This window comes from Citrobacter sp. Ce129, from assembly GCF_030334545.1.
In the GTDB taxonomy this organism is placed as follows: domain Bacteria; phylum Pseudomonadota; class Gammaproteobacteria; order Enterobacterales; family Enterobacteriaceae; genus Citrobacter; species Citrobacter europaeus.
This window is the reverse complement of the sequence record NZ_JAOWDS010000065.1, coordinates 243128-257026: the sequence shown is the minus strand read 5'-3', so window position 1 is coordinate 257026 and position 13899 is coordinate 243128. Positions and strand designations below refer to the sequence as shown.

Annotated in this window: 14 protein-coding genes and 1 pseudogene; 8 read left to right on the top strand and 7 right to left on the bottom strand. The window is 51.6% G+C overall.

The genetic code is table 11. The annotated features are described in order from the left end of the window. The 4 genes from OGV77_RS15165 (at position 1) to gstA (ending at position 4157) form a co-directional block, all read left to right on the top strand. The gene (locus OGV77_RS15165; protein ID WP_043016420.1) at positions 1–693 is read left to right on the top strand and encodes an electron transport complex subunit E; all 693 of its coding nucleotides are present in this window, start codon (positions 1–3) and stop codon (positions 691–693) included. Beyond that, a complete protein-coding gene (gene nth / locus OGV77_RS15160) occupies positions 693–1328 on the top strand; it encodes an endonuclease III (RefSeq protein WP_003029161.1) in 636 nt (211 codons plus the stop codon). The genes OGV77_RS15165 and nth overlap by 1 nt, the downstream gene beginning before the upstream one ends. 613 nt (positions 1329–1941) lie before the next feature. Next, positions 1942–3447: a dipeptide/tripeptide permease DtpA gene (gene dtpA, locus OGV77_RS15155; protein ID WP_047411438.1), complete on the top strand. Its 1506-nt coding sequence runs from the start codon at positions 1942–1944 to the stop codon at positions 3445–3447. Between the two features lie 104 nt (positions 3448–3551). Beyond that, positions 3552–4157, top strand: coding sequence for a glutathione transferase GstA (gstA, locus tag OGV77_RS15150; protein ID WP_087050593.1), 606 nt, complete (start codon positions 3552–3554; stop codon positions 4155–4157). Between the two features lie 77 nt (positions 4158–4234). On the opposite strand, the gene pdxY is transcribed toward gstA, so the two are convergent. From pdxY to anmK, 5 genes are all read right to left on the bottom strand, one after another. Beyond that, a complete protein-coding gene (gene pdxY / locus OGV77_RS15145; protein ID WP_087050594.1) occupies positions 4235–5095 on the bottom strand; it encodes a pyridoxal kinase PdxY in 861 nt (286 codons plus the stop codon). 64 nt (positions 5096–5159) lie between these two features. Next, on the bottom strand, positions 5160–6434 hold the full coding sequence (gene tyrS / locus OGV77_RS15140; protein WP_003029168.1) for a tyrosine--tRNA ligase: 1275 nt from the start codon (positions 6432–6434) through the stop codon (positions 5160–5162). Between the two features lie 126 nt (positions 6435–6560). Beyond that, positions 6561–7217, bottom strand: coding sequence for a pyridoxamine 5'-phosphate oxidase (pdxH, locus tag OGV77_RS15135; protein WP_043016423.1), 657 nt, complete (start codon positions 7215–7217; stop codon positions 6561–6563). 58 nt (positions 7218–7275) lie between these two features. Further along, a complete protein-coding gene (gene mliC / locus OGV77_RS15130; RefSeq protein ID WP_087050595.1) occupies positions 7276–7605 on the bottom strand; it encodes a C-type lysozyme inhibitor in 330 nt (109 codons plus the stop codon). A gap of 87 nt (positions 7606–7692) precedes the next feature. Next, on the bottom strand, positions 7693–8814 hold the full coding sequence (anmK, locus tag OGV77_RS15125) for an anhydro-N-acetylmuramic acid kinase (protein ID WP_087050596.1): 1122 nt from the start codon (positions 8812–8814) through the stop codon (positions 7693–7695). A 274-nt stretch (positions 8815–9088) separates the two neighbouring features. Between anmK and slyB the strand changes: the two genes are divergently transcribed. Further along, entirely contained in the window at positions 9089–9556 is a 468-nt protein-coding gene (gene slyB, locus OGV77_RS15120; RefSeq protein ID WP_003029175.1) for an outer membrane lipoprotein SlyB, read from the top strand. A gap of 47 nt (positions 9557–9603) precedes the next feature. On the opposite strand, the gene slyA is transcribed toward slyB, so the two are convergent. After that, positions 9604–10044 (bottom strand): transcriptional regulator SlyA, encoded by a 441-nt coding sequence (slyA, locus tag OGV77_RS15115; protein ID WP_043016426.1) that lies wholly within the window; start codon positions 10042–10044, stop codon positions 9604–9606. A gap of 192 nt (positions 10045–10236) precedes the next feature. On the opposite strand from slyA, the gene OGV77_RS15110 reads away from it, so the two are divergent. The 3 genes and pseudogenes from OGV77_RS15110 (at position 10237) to OGV77_RS15100 (ending at position 13376) form a co-directional block, all read left to right on the top strand. After that, the gene (locus OGV77_RS15110; protein ID WP_047411444.1) at positions 10237–10473 is read left to right on the top strand and encodes a DUF1656 domain-containing protein; all 237 of its coding nucleotides are present in this window, start codon (positions 10237–10239) and stop codon (positions 10471–10473) included. A 2-nt stretch (positions 10474–10475) separates the two neighbouring features. Continuing rightward, positions 10476–11339, top strand: a complete 864-nt coding sequence (locus tag OGV77_RS15105; protein ID WP_043016428.1) for an efflux RND transporter periplasmic adaptor subunit — start codon at positions 10476–10478, stop codon at positions 11337–11339. After that, positions 11336–13376: pseudogene (locus OGV77_RS15100) on the top strand (FUSC family protein). Before OGV77_RS15105 ends, OGV77_RS15100 begins: the two are co-directional and overlap by 4 nt. Here OGV77_RS15100 and sodC read toward each other — a convergent pair. Further along, positions 13352–13876 carry a superoxide dismutase [Cu-Zn] SodC gene (gene sodC / locus OGV77_RS15095; RefSeq protein WP_047411451.1) on the bottom strand — a complete coding sequence of 175 codons (525 nt, stop codon included), beginning with the start codon at positions 13874–13876 and terminating at the stop codon, positions 13352–13354. The pseudogene OGV77_RS15100 and the gene sodC sit on opposite strands and share 25 nt — an antisense overlap. Positions 13877–13899: the final 23 nt, after the last annotated feature.

The window sequence follows — 13899 nt, the reverse complement described above, 5'->3', positions numbered from 1 at the left end:
ATGAGCGAAATTAAAGACGTTATTGTCCAGGGGTTATGGAAAAATAACTCCGCGCTTGTGCAGCTACTCGGGATGTGTCCGCTGTTGGCCGTCACCTCTACTGCCACTAATGCGCTGGGTCTGGGACTCGCGACTACGCTCGTCCTGACGTTGACGAACCTGACGATTTCAGCACTTCGTCGCTGGACACCGCCAGAAATTCGTATTCCGATTTATGTCATGATCATCGCCTCCGTGGTGAGCGCGGTGCAGATGTTGATCAATGCCTACGCTTTTGGACTGTATCAGTCTCTGGGCATCTTTATCCCGCTGATTGTGACCAACTGTATTGTTGTTGGTCGTGCGGAAGCCTTCGCCGCCAAAAAGGGACCTGCGTTATCCGCACTCGATGGTTTCTCCATCGGCATGGGCGCAACAGGTGCCATGTTTGTTCTGGGCTCGCTGCGTGAAATAATTGGTAACGGTACACTATTTGATGGCGCAGACGGTTTGTTGGGTAGTTGGGCCAAAGTCTTGCGCGTTGAGATCTTCCATACTGATACGCCGTTTCTGCTGGCCATGCTGCCACCGGGCGCGTTTATTGGCCTGGGTCTGATGCTGGCAGTGAAGTATCTGATTGATGAGAAAATGAAGAAACGTCGTGCCGAGGCGGCTGTCGCGGACAGTCCCGTGGGTGAAACAGGGAATGTGTAATGAACAAAGCAAAACGTCTGGAAATACTGACGCGCCTGCGTGATAACAATCCGCATCCGACAACCGAGCTTAATTTTACATCGCCGTTTGAACTGCTGATTTCGGTCTTGCTCTCCGCGCAGGCCACCGATGTCAGCGTCAATAAAGCGACGGCTAAGCTGTACCCCGTCGCTAATACCCCTGCCGCGATGCTGGAGCTCGGCGTTGAAGGTGTTAAGTCCTACATCAAGACAATTGGTTTGTTTAACAGCAAAGCGGAGAATGTGATTAAAACCTGCCGCATTCTGCTGGAACAACATAATGGTGAAGTGCCTGAAGACCGTGCCGCATTAGAAGCCCTGCCCGGAGTTGGACGAAAAACTGCAAATGTAGTGTTAAATACCGCCTTTGGCTGGCCCACTATCGCCGTAGATACGCATATTTTTCGCGTCTGTAATCGTACGCAATTCGCTCCGGGTAAAAACGTTGAGCAGGTTGAAGAGAAACTGCTGAAGGTTGTACCCAGTGAATTTAAAGTCGATTGCCATCACTGGTTAATTCTTCATGGCCGCTACACCTGCATAGCCCGAAAGCCGCGCTGCGGTTCCTGTATTATCGAAGATCTCTGCGAATTCAAAGAGAAAGTCGATATCTGATGCTGCCGGGGCATCCTGTTTGCCCCTCGCACACATAACGATTAGTTATGCACTCCCCTGAGTTTCTTTTGCCGACAATGATGCCGCTCTGGCGCTCATATCTAATGTAATATTCTTGTGAATTATCACCTGAGCAGGTTAATCGTTTTTTTAGCAAAAGAAATTTCTATCTATACGTGATCCAGATCACCCAGATAACACAATGTTAATAATTTTTTATTTTTCAGTTAAAGTGACAATCAGATGACCTAACTGAACAGTTTCTAAACAAAACATTACACTGGCTATTTTTCAGATAATGGCCTATATCACTGGATTCAACCTTAAATAGCAGAACATATCGCCGCATTGCGGTTTCTGGCCTGATTAAACAGTGTAAAAATCTGCCATTTTTCAAATGAAGAAATTTAACGCTAGATAACATTTCGCAGCCCCGACGATTTCACCAGTCATGATATATGTAACAGATTATTACAAAGCACTTGTCTGAAGGGTCAAGATAGTGAACATTACTTGCCGTTTCCCCTCCCACTATAACAATCGGACGGATGAACTTGACTCATCACGTACCTGAACACCCCCGTTGATATGGGATGTAAAAAAAGAGGTAAAAGTGTCTACTGCAAACAATAAACCAACAGAAAGCGTGAGTTTAAACGCCTTCAAACAACCAAAAGCGTTCTATCTCATTTTCTCTATTGAGCTGTGGGAACGTTTTGGTTATTACGGCCTGCAAGGGATTATGGCCGTCTACCTGGTTAAACAGCTGGGTATGTCAGAAGCGGATTCCATCACCCTTTTCTCGTCCTTTAGCGCCCTGGTGTACGGTCTGGTTGCCATTGGCGGCTGGTTAGGTGATAAAGTTCTGGGAACAAAACGCGTCATTATGCTCGGCGCAATTGTCCTGGCCATCGGTTATGCACTGGTTGCATGGTCCGGTCATGATGCGGGTATCGTTTATATGGGCATGGCGGCCATCGCGGTCGGTAACGGCCTGTTTAAAGCAAACCCATCCTCCCTGCTCTCTACCTGCTATGCCAAAGATGACCCGCGTCTTGATGGTGCATTTACTATGTACTACATGTCCGTCAACATCGGTTCATTCTTCTCTATGCTGGCAACGCCGTGGTTAGCTGCGCGTTACGGCTGGAGCACCGCGTTCGCCCTGAGCGTCGTAGGTATGCTGATTACCGTTGTTAACTTCGCATTCTGCCAGCGCTGGGTTAAACAGTACGGTTCTAAACCTGACTTTGAGCCGATCAACTTCCGTAACCTGCTGCTGACTATTGCTGGCGTTGTGGTACTGATCGCCATTGCAACCTGGTTGCTGCACAACCAGCAGATCGCACGTATGGTTCTGGGCGTCATTGCGCTGGGTATCGTATTTATCTTCGGTAAAGAAGCCTTCACCATGCACGGTGCTGCACGTCGTAAAATGATCGTCGCCTTCATTCTGATGCTTGAAGCGATTATCTTCTTCGTACTGTACAGCCAGATGCCGACCTCACTGAACTTCTTCGCGATTCGTAACGTTGAGCACTCTATTCTTGGTATTGCTTTCGAACCTGAGCAGTATCAGGCGCTGAACCCGTTCTGGATCATCATTGGTAGCCCAATCCTCGCCGCTATCTATAACAAGATGGGCGATACCCTGCCAATGCCGACTAAGTTTGCGATTGGTATGGTGCTGTGTTCCGGTGCGTTCCTGATCCTGCCGCTGGGCGCGAAATTCGCTACCGACGCGGGCATCGTATCCGTTAACTGGCTGATCATCTGCTATGGTCTGCAAAGTATCGGTGAACTGATGATCTCCGGTCTGGGTCTGGCAATGGTGGCTCAGTTGGTACCGCAACGCCTGATGGGCTTCATCATGGGTAGCTGGTTCCTGACCACTGCCGGTGCAAACATCATCGGTGGTTACGTCGCTAACATGATGGCTGTACCAGAGAACGTGACTGACCCGCTGATGTCCCTTGAAGTCTACGGTCGTGTGTTCCTGCAGATTGGTGTTGCAACGGCGGTTATCGCTGTTCTGATGCTGCTGACGGCGCCAAAACTGAATCGTATGACTCAGGACGATGACGTCAATGAGAAAGCCTCTAAGGCCGCGACAGCGTAATTCTCAGGGAAACTCATTTTCAGGCCGCTAACTGATGTTAGCGGCTTTTTTTTTGCCTGAGCTAGCACTACCATACGATATACCTCAGCCAAAAGGAGTTACCGATGAAACTGTTCTACAAACCGGGCGCTTGTTCTCTCGCTTCCCACATCACCCTTCGGGAGAGTGGTAATGATTTCACGCTGGATGGTGTTGATCTGATGAAGAAACGTCTGGAAAACGGCGATGATTTTTTCGCGGTAAACCCAAAAGGTCAAGTTCCCGCGCTGCTGCTGGATGACGGTACGCTATTGACCGAAGGCGTCGCCATCATGCAATATCTGGCGGACACCGTACCAGACCGTCAGCTCCTTGCCCCAACCAGCAGCCTCTCCCGTTACAAAACCATCGAATGGCTTAACTACATTGCGACAGAACTGCATAAAGGCTTTACGCCTCTGTTCCGTCCCGATACGCCGGAAGACTTCAAGCCAACCGTTCGTGCGCAGTTGGAGAAAAAAATGCAGTACGTAAACGAGTCGCTGAAAGACGATCAATGGATCTGCGGCCCGCGCTTCAGCATCGCCGATGCCTATCTGTTCACCGTGCTGCGTTGGGCTTATGCGGTTAAGCTGAATATGGCAGGATTAAGCCATATCGACGCGTATATGGCCCGTATGGCTGAACGCCCGGCAGTTGCCGCAGCGCTTAAAGCAGAAGGGTTAAATTAATTGTGGTTGCCGGGTGACGCTAACCCGGCCTACAGCTAAACATATGCCCGATAAGCGTGAACGCCATCGGGCATTGATTACAGCTGCGTCGCGCTGAAGTAGTGCTCAGGCTTCGCGATACGATCCTGTGCGGCCACGACCTGCAGCTCATACTCGTGCATTTCTTTGGTGGTAATCATCACTTCGTATACCGCCGCCGTCACATGCTCAAGCGCCTGCTGTAAAGACGCGCCCTGCAGCAGTTTCACCAGTAATAAGCCACTGGTAACATCACCCACGCCAACCGGCTGGCGAGCGCCAAAATCAACTAACGGTCGGCTGATGTGCCACGCCCGTTCAGCCGTGACCAGCAGCATCTCGAAACGATCGGTGCTGATACCCGCGCGGGCCAGATGCTTCACCAGCACAATTTCTGGTCCCTGAGCGATAAGCTCACGCGCTGCCGCCACTGCCTCATTGACATTACTCACCGCATGCTCGCACAGAATTTCGAGCTCAACCAGGTTTGGGGCGATAATATCGCTGGCCGGAAGCGCGTGGCGTACATGAAACTCCGCCACGCCCGGCGCGACAATACACCCTTTTTCCGGATGGCCCATCACCGGATCGCAAAAGTATTTCGCCCGCGGGTTGGCCGCTTTAACCTGGCGAACAATGCCCAGAATATGCTCGCCCTGTTCAGCCGAGCCAAGATAGCCACTCAATACGGCGTCACAGGTCTGAAGTTTATCGATATCGGCAATACCCTGGACGATTTCGGTCAGATGGCTCGGCGGCATCACGCAACCGGTCCATTTGCCGTACTGTGTGTGGTTAGAAAACTGAACGGTATTCAGCGGCCAGACATTTGCGCCAAGACGACGCATTGGAAACTCTGCTGCACTATTGCCCGCATGACCAAAAACAACGTGGGACTGGATGGCGAGGATATTCTTCATTTTACTTACCACAACCCTGAAAAAATAAAGGGGCGTAGTTTCCCACGCCCCTGCTAACTAAATCTTACTTCCAGCAAATCAGACAATAGTTCTTCTTGCCACGGCGCAGTAAGGTGTAGCGCCCAAACAGGATATCACTCTCCTGGAAGAAATATTCCGGATCGGATTGCTTCTCACCGTTGATGGTTACCGCGTTTGACGCAATAGTCTTACGTGCCTGACCGCGAGAAGGCTGCAACTCGGAGTCCACCAGCGCTTGCATCAGATCGGCACCTTTGTCCATCTCGATCATCGGCACGCCATCCTGCGCCAGCTGTTCGAAATCCGCTTCGCTCAAGTCGCTCAGATTGCCGTTGAACAAGCTTTCGGTAATGCGTTTTGCCGCAACCAGACCTTCTTCACCGTGAACCAGACGCGTTACCTGCTCGGCCAGAACATACTGGGCGCGCGGTGCTTTACCGCTATTTTTATCTTCTTCTTCCAGTGCATTGATCTCTTCAATGTCCATGAAAGTAAAGAATTTCAGGAAGCGATAAACGTCCGCATCAGCGGTGTTGATCCAGAACTGGTAGAATTTATACGGACTGGTTTTCTTCGGATCCAGCCACACAGCGCCGCCTTCAGTCTTCCCGAATTTGGTGCCGTCAGCTTTAGTAATCAGCGGAACGGTCAGACCAAACACCTGGTTCTGATGCAGACGACGGGTCAAATCGATACCGGAAGTAATGTTGCCCCATTGGTCAGAACCGCCAATCTGCAGCGCCACGCCGTGCAATTTATTCAGGCAGGCAAAGTCATAACCCTGCAGCAGGTTGTAAGAAAACTCGGTAAAGGAGATCCCCTGATCGTCACGGTTAAGACGCTGCTTTACCGCTTCTTTGTTGATCATCTGGTTAACGGAGAAGTGTTTGCCGATATCACGCAGGAAAGTCAGTACGTTCATACCGCCAAACCAGTCGTAGTTATTCGCAGCAATCGCCGAGTTGTCGCCACAGTCGAAATCGAGGAACGGCGCAACCTGTTTGCGGATTTTATCCACCCACTCCTGCACGGTGTCTTCGGTATTCAGTTTACGCTCGGCGGCTTTAAAGCTCGGGTCACCAATCAAACCCGTTGCGCCACCTACCAGTGCGACAGGCTTATGGCCTGCCTGCTGGAAGCGTTTCAGGCATAACAATGGAACCAGATGCCCCAAATGCAAGCTGTCAGCGGTAGGATCGAAGCCGCAATAGAGCGCGATCGGGCCTTGCGCCAGTCGCTCTGCTAACGCTTCCTCGTCCGTCACCTGGGCCACCAGCCCCCGCTCTTGCAATTGTTTAATCAAGTTACTGCTTGCCATCAAAATCTCCATGTATAAAACGACTGCACCTTAGCCGGTACACGACTTTTCGCCTGATGCGAAAGAAACATAGAATAAAGCGCCGGATTGTTCAGCACCAGCGCTTAAAACAAGAAATTTGCATCTTTAGGGGGCAAGGCGATCAATTTTCCACGCGTTATCTTCGCGTTGGTATAAAAAACGATCGTGCAGACGGTTTTCACCACCCTGCCAGAACTCCATTTGCTCAATACTCACGCGAAAGCCGCCCCAGAAACTGGGCAGTGGTACTTCCCCTTGCTGGAACTTCTGCTTCAGTTCGAGGAATTTGCTTTCGAGAATACCGCGAGCGGAGATTCGGCTGGATTGCTTAGATACCCAGGCGCCAATCTGGCTGTCGCGTGGGCGACTGTGGAAGTATTTCACCACTTCGAGTGTGGAAAGACGCTCAGCCTTGCCGATCACCATCACCTGCCGTTCCAGCATGTGCCATGGGAATAAGAGGCTGATACGGGGATTTTTCTCGATCTGGTGCGCCTTGCGGCTGCCGAGATTGGTATAGAACACCAGACCTTTATCATCATAATGTTTGAGCAACACGATACGCTGATAAGGCTGGCCATTTTCATCAACGGTCGCAACGACCATTGCGGTAGGATCGGCCAGTTTGGCGTCACAGGCTTGCCCGAGCCAGCGCTCAAACAGCGCAAGGGGTTCGGCGGGAAGATCGCGGCGGCGAAGGCCGCCTTTCGTGTATTCACGGCGCAGATGCGCGATTTGCTGCAATTCGTCGTTATCAGACATGATGTTGGCTACGGATTGTCAGTGGGTGACGCTATTGTGCGCCGCCCAGGTGAAAATCTCAACGCTTCGGGTTCTGTAACTGACAGTTATTTAGCACAATTCTGTCTCGTTTATAGACCGTTGCCTCGTCGCCTTTAGACCAGAAGACGTAAATACCATCGGTATAGCGCGCGCCTGATGCTGACACGCCCTGTTTGAGGTTCAATAGCTGATTATCATAAACAAAACTCGCCTCCTGGCGGGTATTGTTCAGCTTGACGGTAAGCGGTTTTTCGTCACAGCGGTATTCCAGCGTATCCGTTTGCATACGCTCGACAAATTGGTTGTACACGCTACATCCGCTAAGCAGTACCGGCAGACACACTAATAACAGTTTTTTCATAGCCATATCCTGAAGACTTTCCTGGTCCAGGAGGGTAATGGCACCCTCCCTAATATCCCGAGTTTACCGGCATATGGCGCTGAATAATTTCAGTTAACTCTGAGTTCGCGGGTTAGCAGGATAAATTGCCCCTAAAACGCTCGGTTCTGACGCACCGGTCACGGAAGGTAAATTTCCCGGTAATCCCGCCAGCGTGCGCCACGCCAGCCAGGCAAAGGCTAACGCTTCCATATCATCGCCGCTAATCCCGGCCTCATCGGTTGAGGTGACCTCTGTACCCGGCAATAATGCCGCCAGACGCATCATCAGCAGCGGATTACGGCTTCCACCACCGCATACCATTAGCCGTTCACAACCGCCACTCAACAGGACTTGCTCGGAAATGGTGACCGCCGTCAGTTCGGCAAGCGTCGCCTGCACATCGCGCGGACTTATTCCCGGGAAATGCGCCAGATGACGTTCTATCCAACCATAATTAAAATACTCGCGGCCCGTGCTTTTCGGCGCAGGTGCAGAAAAATACGGATCGTTCAGCATATTTTGCAATAAAGGCAGGATCACCGTTCCCGAATTGGCCCACTGCGCATCTTTGTCGTAGGGTTGACCGCATTGCCGCCAGATCCAGGCATCCATCAGCATATTACCCGGCCCGGTGTCGTAGCCGCGAACGGGCTGATGCGGAATAAGCAGAGACAGATTGGCAATTCCGCCAATGTTCAGCACCATCCGTCGTTCCGTTGGATGTGCCAACAGCGCCTGATGAAAAGCGGGAACCAGCGGCGCGCCCTGCCCGCCGAGGGCGATATCGCGACGGCGAAAATCGCCAACCACGGTGATGCCGGTTCGCGCGACGATCTGATTGTTGTCGCCAATTTGCAGCGTGTGCGGTGCGCGTCCCGTGGGTTCATGCCACACGGTTTGCCCATGACAGCCAATCGCGACGATGTCCTGGGGCTTCAATTTTTCCTGCGCCAGCAGCGCATTCACCGCCTCGGCAAACAGATAACCGAGCTGCGCATCCAATTGGCCAAACTGCGAGAGCGTAAGCTGCTGGCCCTGGCAAATATCCAGAATCGCCTGCTTTATATGGAGGGGGATAGGCCAGGTCAGACTCGCCTGCTGCGCAACCATCGTTTCATCTATCGTCGCCAGCACAACATCGACGCCATCAAGGCTGGTTCCAGACATTACACCGATAAAACGGCCCGATTTCATATGTCATCCTTTTAAGCAAATTAGCCTTGACACTCAACCATAAAGTGCCGACTAATGCCATGCTTCCTTAATGATTTTTAATGCCTAATCATTACACTGGACGCTTTATTACATCAATTATATGAATGATTCGTTTATACTCGGTATATCCGATTTCGGTTAAGATTTTCATATTGTTCCAGTAGAACATGTGACCTTAGGCTCACAAATGCCATATAATTTAGCCATGAAGAGTGCTTAATTAGCGTTTCGTGGTGACAAAGGAGATTTGTAAATGATTAAACGTGTGCTGATTGTTTCATTAATGGGCGTATCTTTAGCGGGCTGCGTTAACAATGATAGCCTCTCAGGCGACGTATATACTGCATCCGAAGCGAAACAAGTTCAGAACGTTACCTACGGTACGATTGTTCATGTTCGTCCGGTGCAAATCCAGGGTGGCGATGACGCAAACGTGATTGGCGCAATCGGTGGTGCGGTACTCGGCGGGTTCCTTGGTAACACCGTCGGCGGCGGTACCGGTCGTTCGTTAGCCACGGCTGCTGGCGCAGTTGCCGGTGGCGTAGCGGGTCAAGGCGTACAAGGTGCGATGAATAAAACCCAGGGTGTGGAACTGGAAATCCGTAAGGACGACGGTAATACCATCATGGTGGTTCAGAAACAGGGTGCGACCAAGTTCTCCGCCGGCCAGCGCGTTGTTATGGCTAACAACGGCAGCCAGGTTACCGTGTCTCCACGCTAATCAAATTCACGTGTGGTCAGACCCTGGCCACACGTCATCTTTGCGCCTCAGCTCTGTGACTGCAGCTCAATAATATTGTGTTCCAGTCTGGCGACCAGTTTAATCAGCAGATCAATTTCCTCAGCTGAAATCCCTTCCAAAATTTCTCCACGCGTCTTGTTGATAACCGCTTCCATATCAGCGATCAGCGGCTCTGCTTTTTCTGTCAGTTTAATTCTCTTTGCCCGACGATCGCTGGCGCAAGTCTGTCGTGAAATGAGTCCCTTTTCTTCCAGTTGGTCAAGCGTACGAACTAACGAAGGCTGCTCGATGCCAATTGCTTTAGCCAACTGAATCTGCGATTGATCAGGCGGCAATTGATGAATGTTGTGCAGCGTAACCCAATGCGTCTGCGTCAACTCCAGAGGTTTCAGGCGATGGTCAATCAGAGCACGCCAAATGCGCACCAACCGTGCCAGATCAGAACCTAATGGCGATTCCAATTTCATCTCCTTATAATTAGCTTGCTAAGTTATTGTGCTGATTTTAGAATAGTGTGCAGCATTTGTATTGCCAAAACAAATGTATTGCCAAATTTGCTTACCGGCTGACATTTTTTCAGACATTATGCGTTACAGAGACTCATTGTCTCTTTTTTGCTAAACCTATAGCAATGCTCTCTTCCGCCAAGGATTTTGCCCGTGAAGTTTATGTTTAATGCAACAGGATTGCCCCTACAAGATTTAATGATCGGAGCGTCTGTTTATTTCCCCCCTGTTTTCAAGGCGTTTGTAGCAGGATTCCTTCTCTGGCTGGTTGTCCATCGCCTGCTCCGCGACTGGATTTATTCCGGTGAGATCTGGCATCCCCTGTTAATGGATCTGTCACTCTTTACGCTTTGCGTATGTCTGGCCTTTGTAATGCTGATTGCGTGGTGATTATGTCGCTTAAAACCGTTAAATACTTCTCCACCATTATAGTCGCTGCAATCGCAGTTTTCGCCGGATGGTGGATGTGGAATTACTATATGCAGTCGCCCTGGACACGTGACGGTAAAGTGCGTGCTGAGCAGGTTAGCATCACGCCGCAGGTCTCAGGCAGCATTAGCGAACTCAATATAAAAGATAACCAGTTCGTGAATAAAGGCGATGTGCTTTTTATCATCGACAAGACGCCGTTTCACATTGCTGAACTGAATGCGCAAGCGCAGCTGGCGAAAGCTCAGTCCGACCTGGCGAAAGCCAATAACGAGGCCAACCGACGCCGCCATTTATCGCAAAATTACATCTCAGCCGAAGATCTGGATACCGCTAATCTCAATGTGAAAGCCATGCAGGCCAGCGTTGAAGCAGCCGAGGCCAGTCTGCGCCAGGCACAATGGCAACTGACGCAAACGGTGGTCAAAGCGCCCGTGGCGGGTTGGGTTACCAATCTTTCTACCCGTACCGGAGACTATGCCTCAACCGGTAAGCCCTTGTTTGCCCTTGTCGACAGCCACTCTTTTTATGTGATGGGATATTTTGAAGAAACCAAGCTGCGCCACATTCGTGAAGGTGCGCCTGCGGTTATCACGCTCTACAGCGGCAATATTAAGTTACAGGGTCACGTTTCCAGTATTGGTCGCGCTATCTACGATCAAAGCGTGGAAAGTGATTCCGGCCTGATTCCCGACATCAAACCTAACGTGCCGTGGGTGCGTCTGGCGCAGCGTGTTCCAGTACGCATCGAATTCGACGCGCTACCGCATGATGTCACGCTGGTTTCTGGTACGACCTGCAGCGTGTCTGTCGGCCAGCGTAAATGAAACTGCCCCTCCTGACGCCAGGCAATTGGCCGTGGTTCAAAGCCACAGCAGCGCAGTGGCGTTACGCGCTGCGAAATACCATTGCCATGTGTCTGGCGTTGACGTTTGCCTATTATCTGAATCTGGATGAGCCCTACTGGGCGATGACCTCGGCGGCCGTGGTCAGTTTTCCTACCGTCGGCGGAGTTATCAGCAAAAGCCTGGGTCGCATGGCGGGTAGCTTGCTTGGCGCCACCGCCGCGTTGATTATCGCCGGTCATACCCTCAATGAACCATGGCTGTTTTTACTTTGTATGTCGGTGTGGATCGCTTTTTGTACCTGGGCCTGCGCGCATTTCACCAATAACGTCGCCTACGCTTTTCAACTGGCAGGTTATACGGCGGCGATCATTGCGTTTCACATGGTCAATACCGTGGAGATAACCCAGCTATGGGACATCGCGCAGGCCCGCGTATGCGAGGTTATCCTCGGTATCCTGTGCGGTGGCGTGATGATGATGATCCTGCCCAGCACTTCCGATGGCACCGCGTTACTGACTGCACTGAAAAACATGCATTCTCGTTTACTGGAACATGCCAGCTTACTCTGGCAACCTGAGACAACGGATGCTATTCGCACGGCTCATGAAGGTGTCATTGGCCAGATTTTGACCATGAACCTGCTACGTATTCAGGCGTTCTGGAGCCATTACCGTTTTCGCCGTCAAAATGCGTTGCTCAATTCACTGTTGCACCAGCAGCTGCGCATGACCAGCGTAATTTCCAGTCTGCGCAGGATGCTGCTGAACTGGCCTAATCCCCCGGCCAATACCCGGGATATCATCGAACAATTACTCAGCGAGCTGGTCAAATCCAATACCGACAGCTACACCGTTGCACGAATTATCGCTCCACTGCGGCCCGTCGATGCCCGTGACTATCGACATGTCGCCTTCTGGCAACGACTGCGTTATTTTTGTCGGCTCTATTTACGCAGCAGTCAGTATCTGCATTTGCTGGAAAATGGCGTTACCGCCGAACGTATAAATATCGCCCGCACACCAGGACTTGCCCGTCATACCGATAGTGCGGAAGCTATCTGGAGCGGGTTGCGTACGTTCTGCACGTTGATGCTTATCGGCGCATGGAGCATTGGCGCACAATGGGAATCAGGATCTGGCGCACTCACGCTCGCGGCCATCAGCAGCGTGCTGTATTCCGCCGTTGCCACGCCTTTCAAGTCGCTTTCTTTACTGATGCGCACGCTGGTTCTGCTGTCGCTGTTTAGCTTTGTGGTTAAGTTTGGCCTGATGGTGCAAATCTCTGACCTCTGGCAATTCATTCTGTTTCTTTTCCCGCTACTCGCCACCATGCAACTTCTGAAGCTGCAAATGCCTGCTCTGGCAGGTCTTTGGGGACAGTTGATCGTGTTTATGGGATCGTTTATCGCGGTGACCAATCCACCGGTTTACGATTTTGCTGGTTTCCTGAATGACAATATGGCAAAAATCGCTGGCGTGGCGCTGTCATGGCTGGCCTTCGCCATTCTGCGTCCCGGATCGGATGCGCGGAAAAGTCGCCGCCATATTCGCGCCCTGCGCCGGGATTTTGTCGATCAGCTCAGCCGACATCCATCACTCAGTGAAAACGAATTTGAGTCGTTGACCTATCATCATGTCAGCCAACTCAGTAACAGTCAGGATGCGCTGGCGCGACGCTGGTTATTGCGCTGGGGGGTTGTCTTGCTGAACTGTTCGCACGTGGTGTGGCAACTGCGCACCTGGGAGGCGCGTTCAGATCCGCTGGCTCGCGTCAGGGACGTGTGTATCTCACTGCTTCGCGACGTGATGAGTGAACGCGGCGTTCAGCAACGTCCGCTGAATGCCACGCTGAGTGAGCTACAGCGCATCTGCGATACGCTTGCCCATCATCATCAACCTGCTGCGCAGGAACTGTCGGCATTGGTCTGGCGGCTACACTGCTCGCTTTCGCAACTTGAACAAGCGCCGCCGCCGGGTACGCTAAGCAACTGATTATTTGATAACACCGCAGGCGTAGCGCGCTCCGCCGCCACCAAGCGGTTTCGGCTGATCGGACATATTATCGCCGCCCACATGGATCATCAGCGCTTTGCCTTTAACCTCATCGAGCGTTTTCAACCGCGGCGCAACAACGGGTGTTGTAGCGATACCGTCGTTATTCACCACCAGCAGCGGCAGGTCGCCCATATGGCCTGCGCCTTCGGGGCCTTCATGCTTGCCGGTTTGGTGCGGATCATAATGGCCTCCAGCCGATTCCGCGGCTGAGGCTTTCCCGTCTTTAATAGCCGGTTGGCAACTGCCGTTCGCATGCACATGGAAGCCATGTTCACCCGGCGGCAGGGCTTTCAGATCGGGCGTAAACTCCAGCCCCTTCCCGGTTTCAGCAATAGTGACCGTACCAATCGCCTGACCGACGCCTTGCGACGTTACCAGATTCATCGTCACTTTTTCTTCACTGGCAGCCTGCGCACCTGCACAGGCCAGTAAAGTGATAATGGCCAAACTCAAACGCTTCATAAGACCTCCATCCAAAAGGTGTC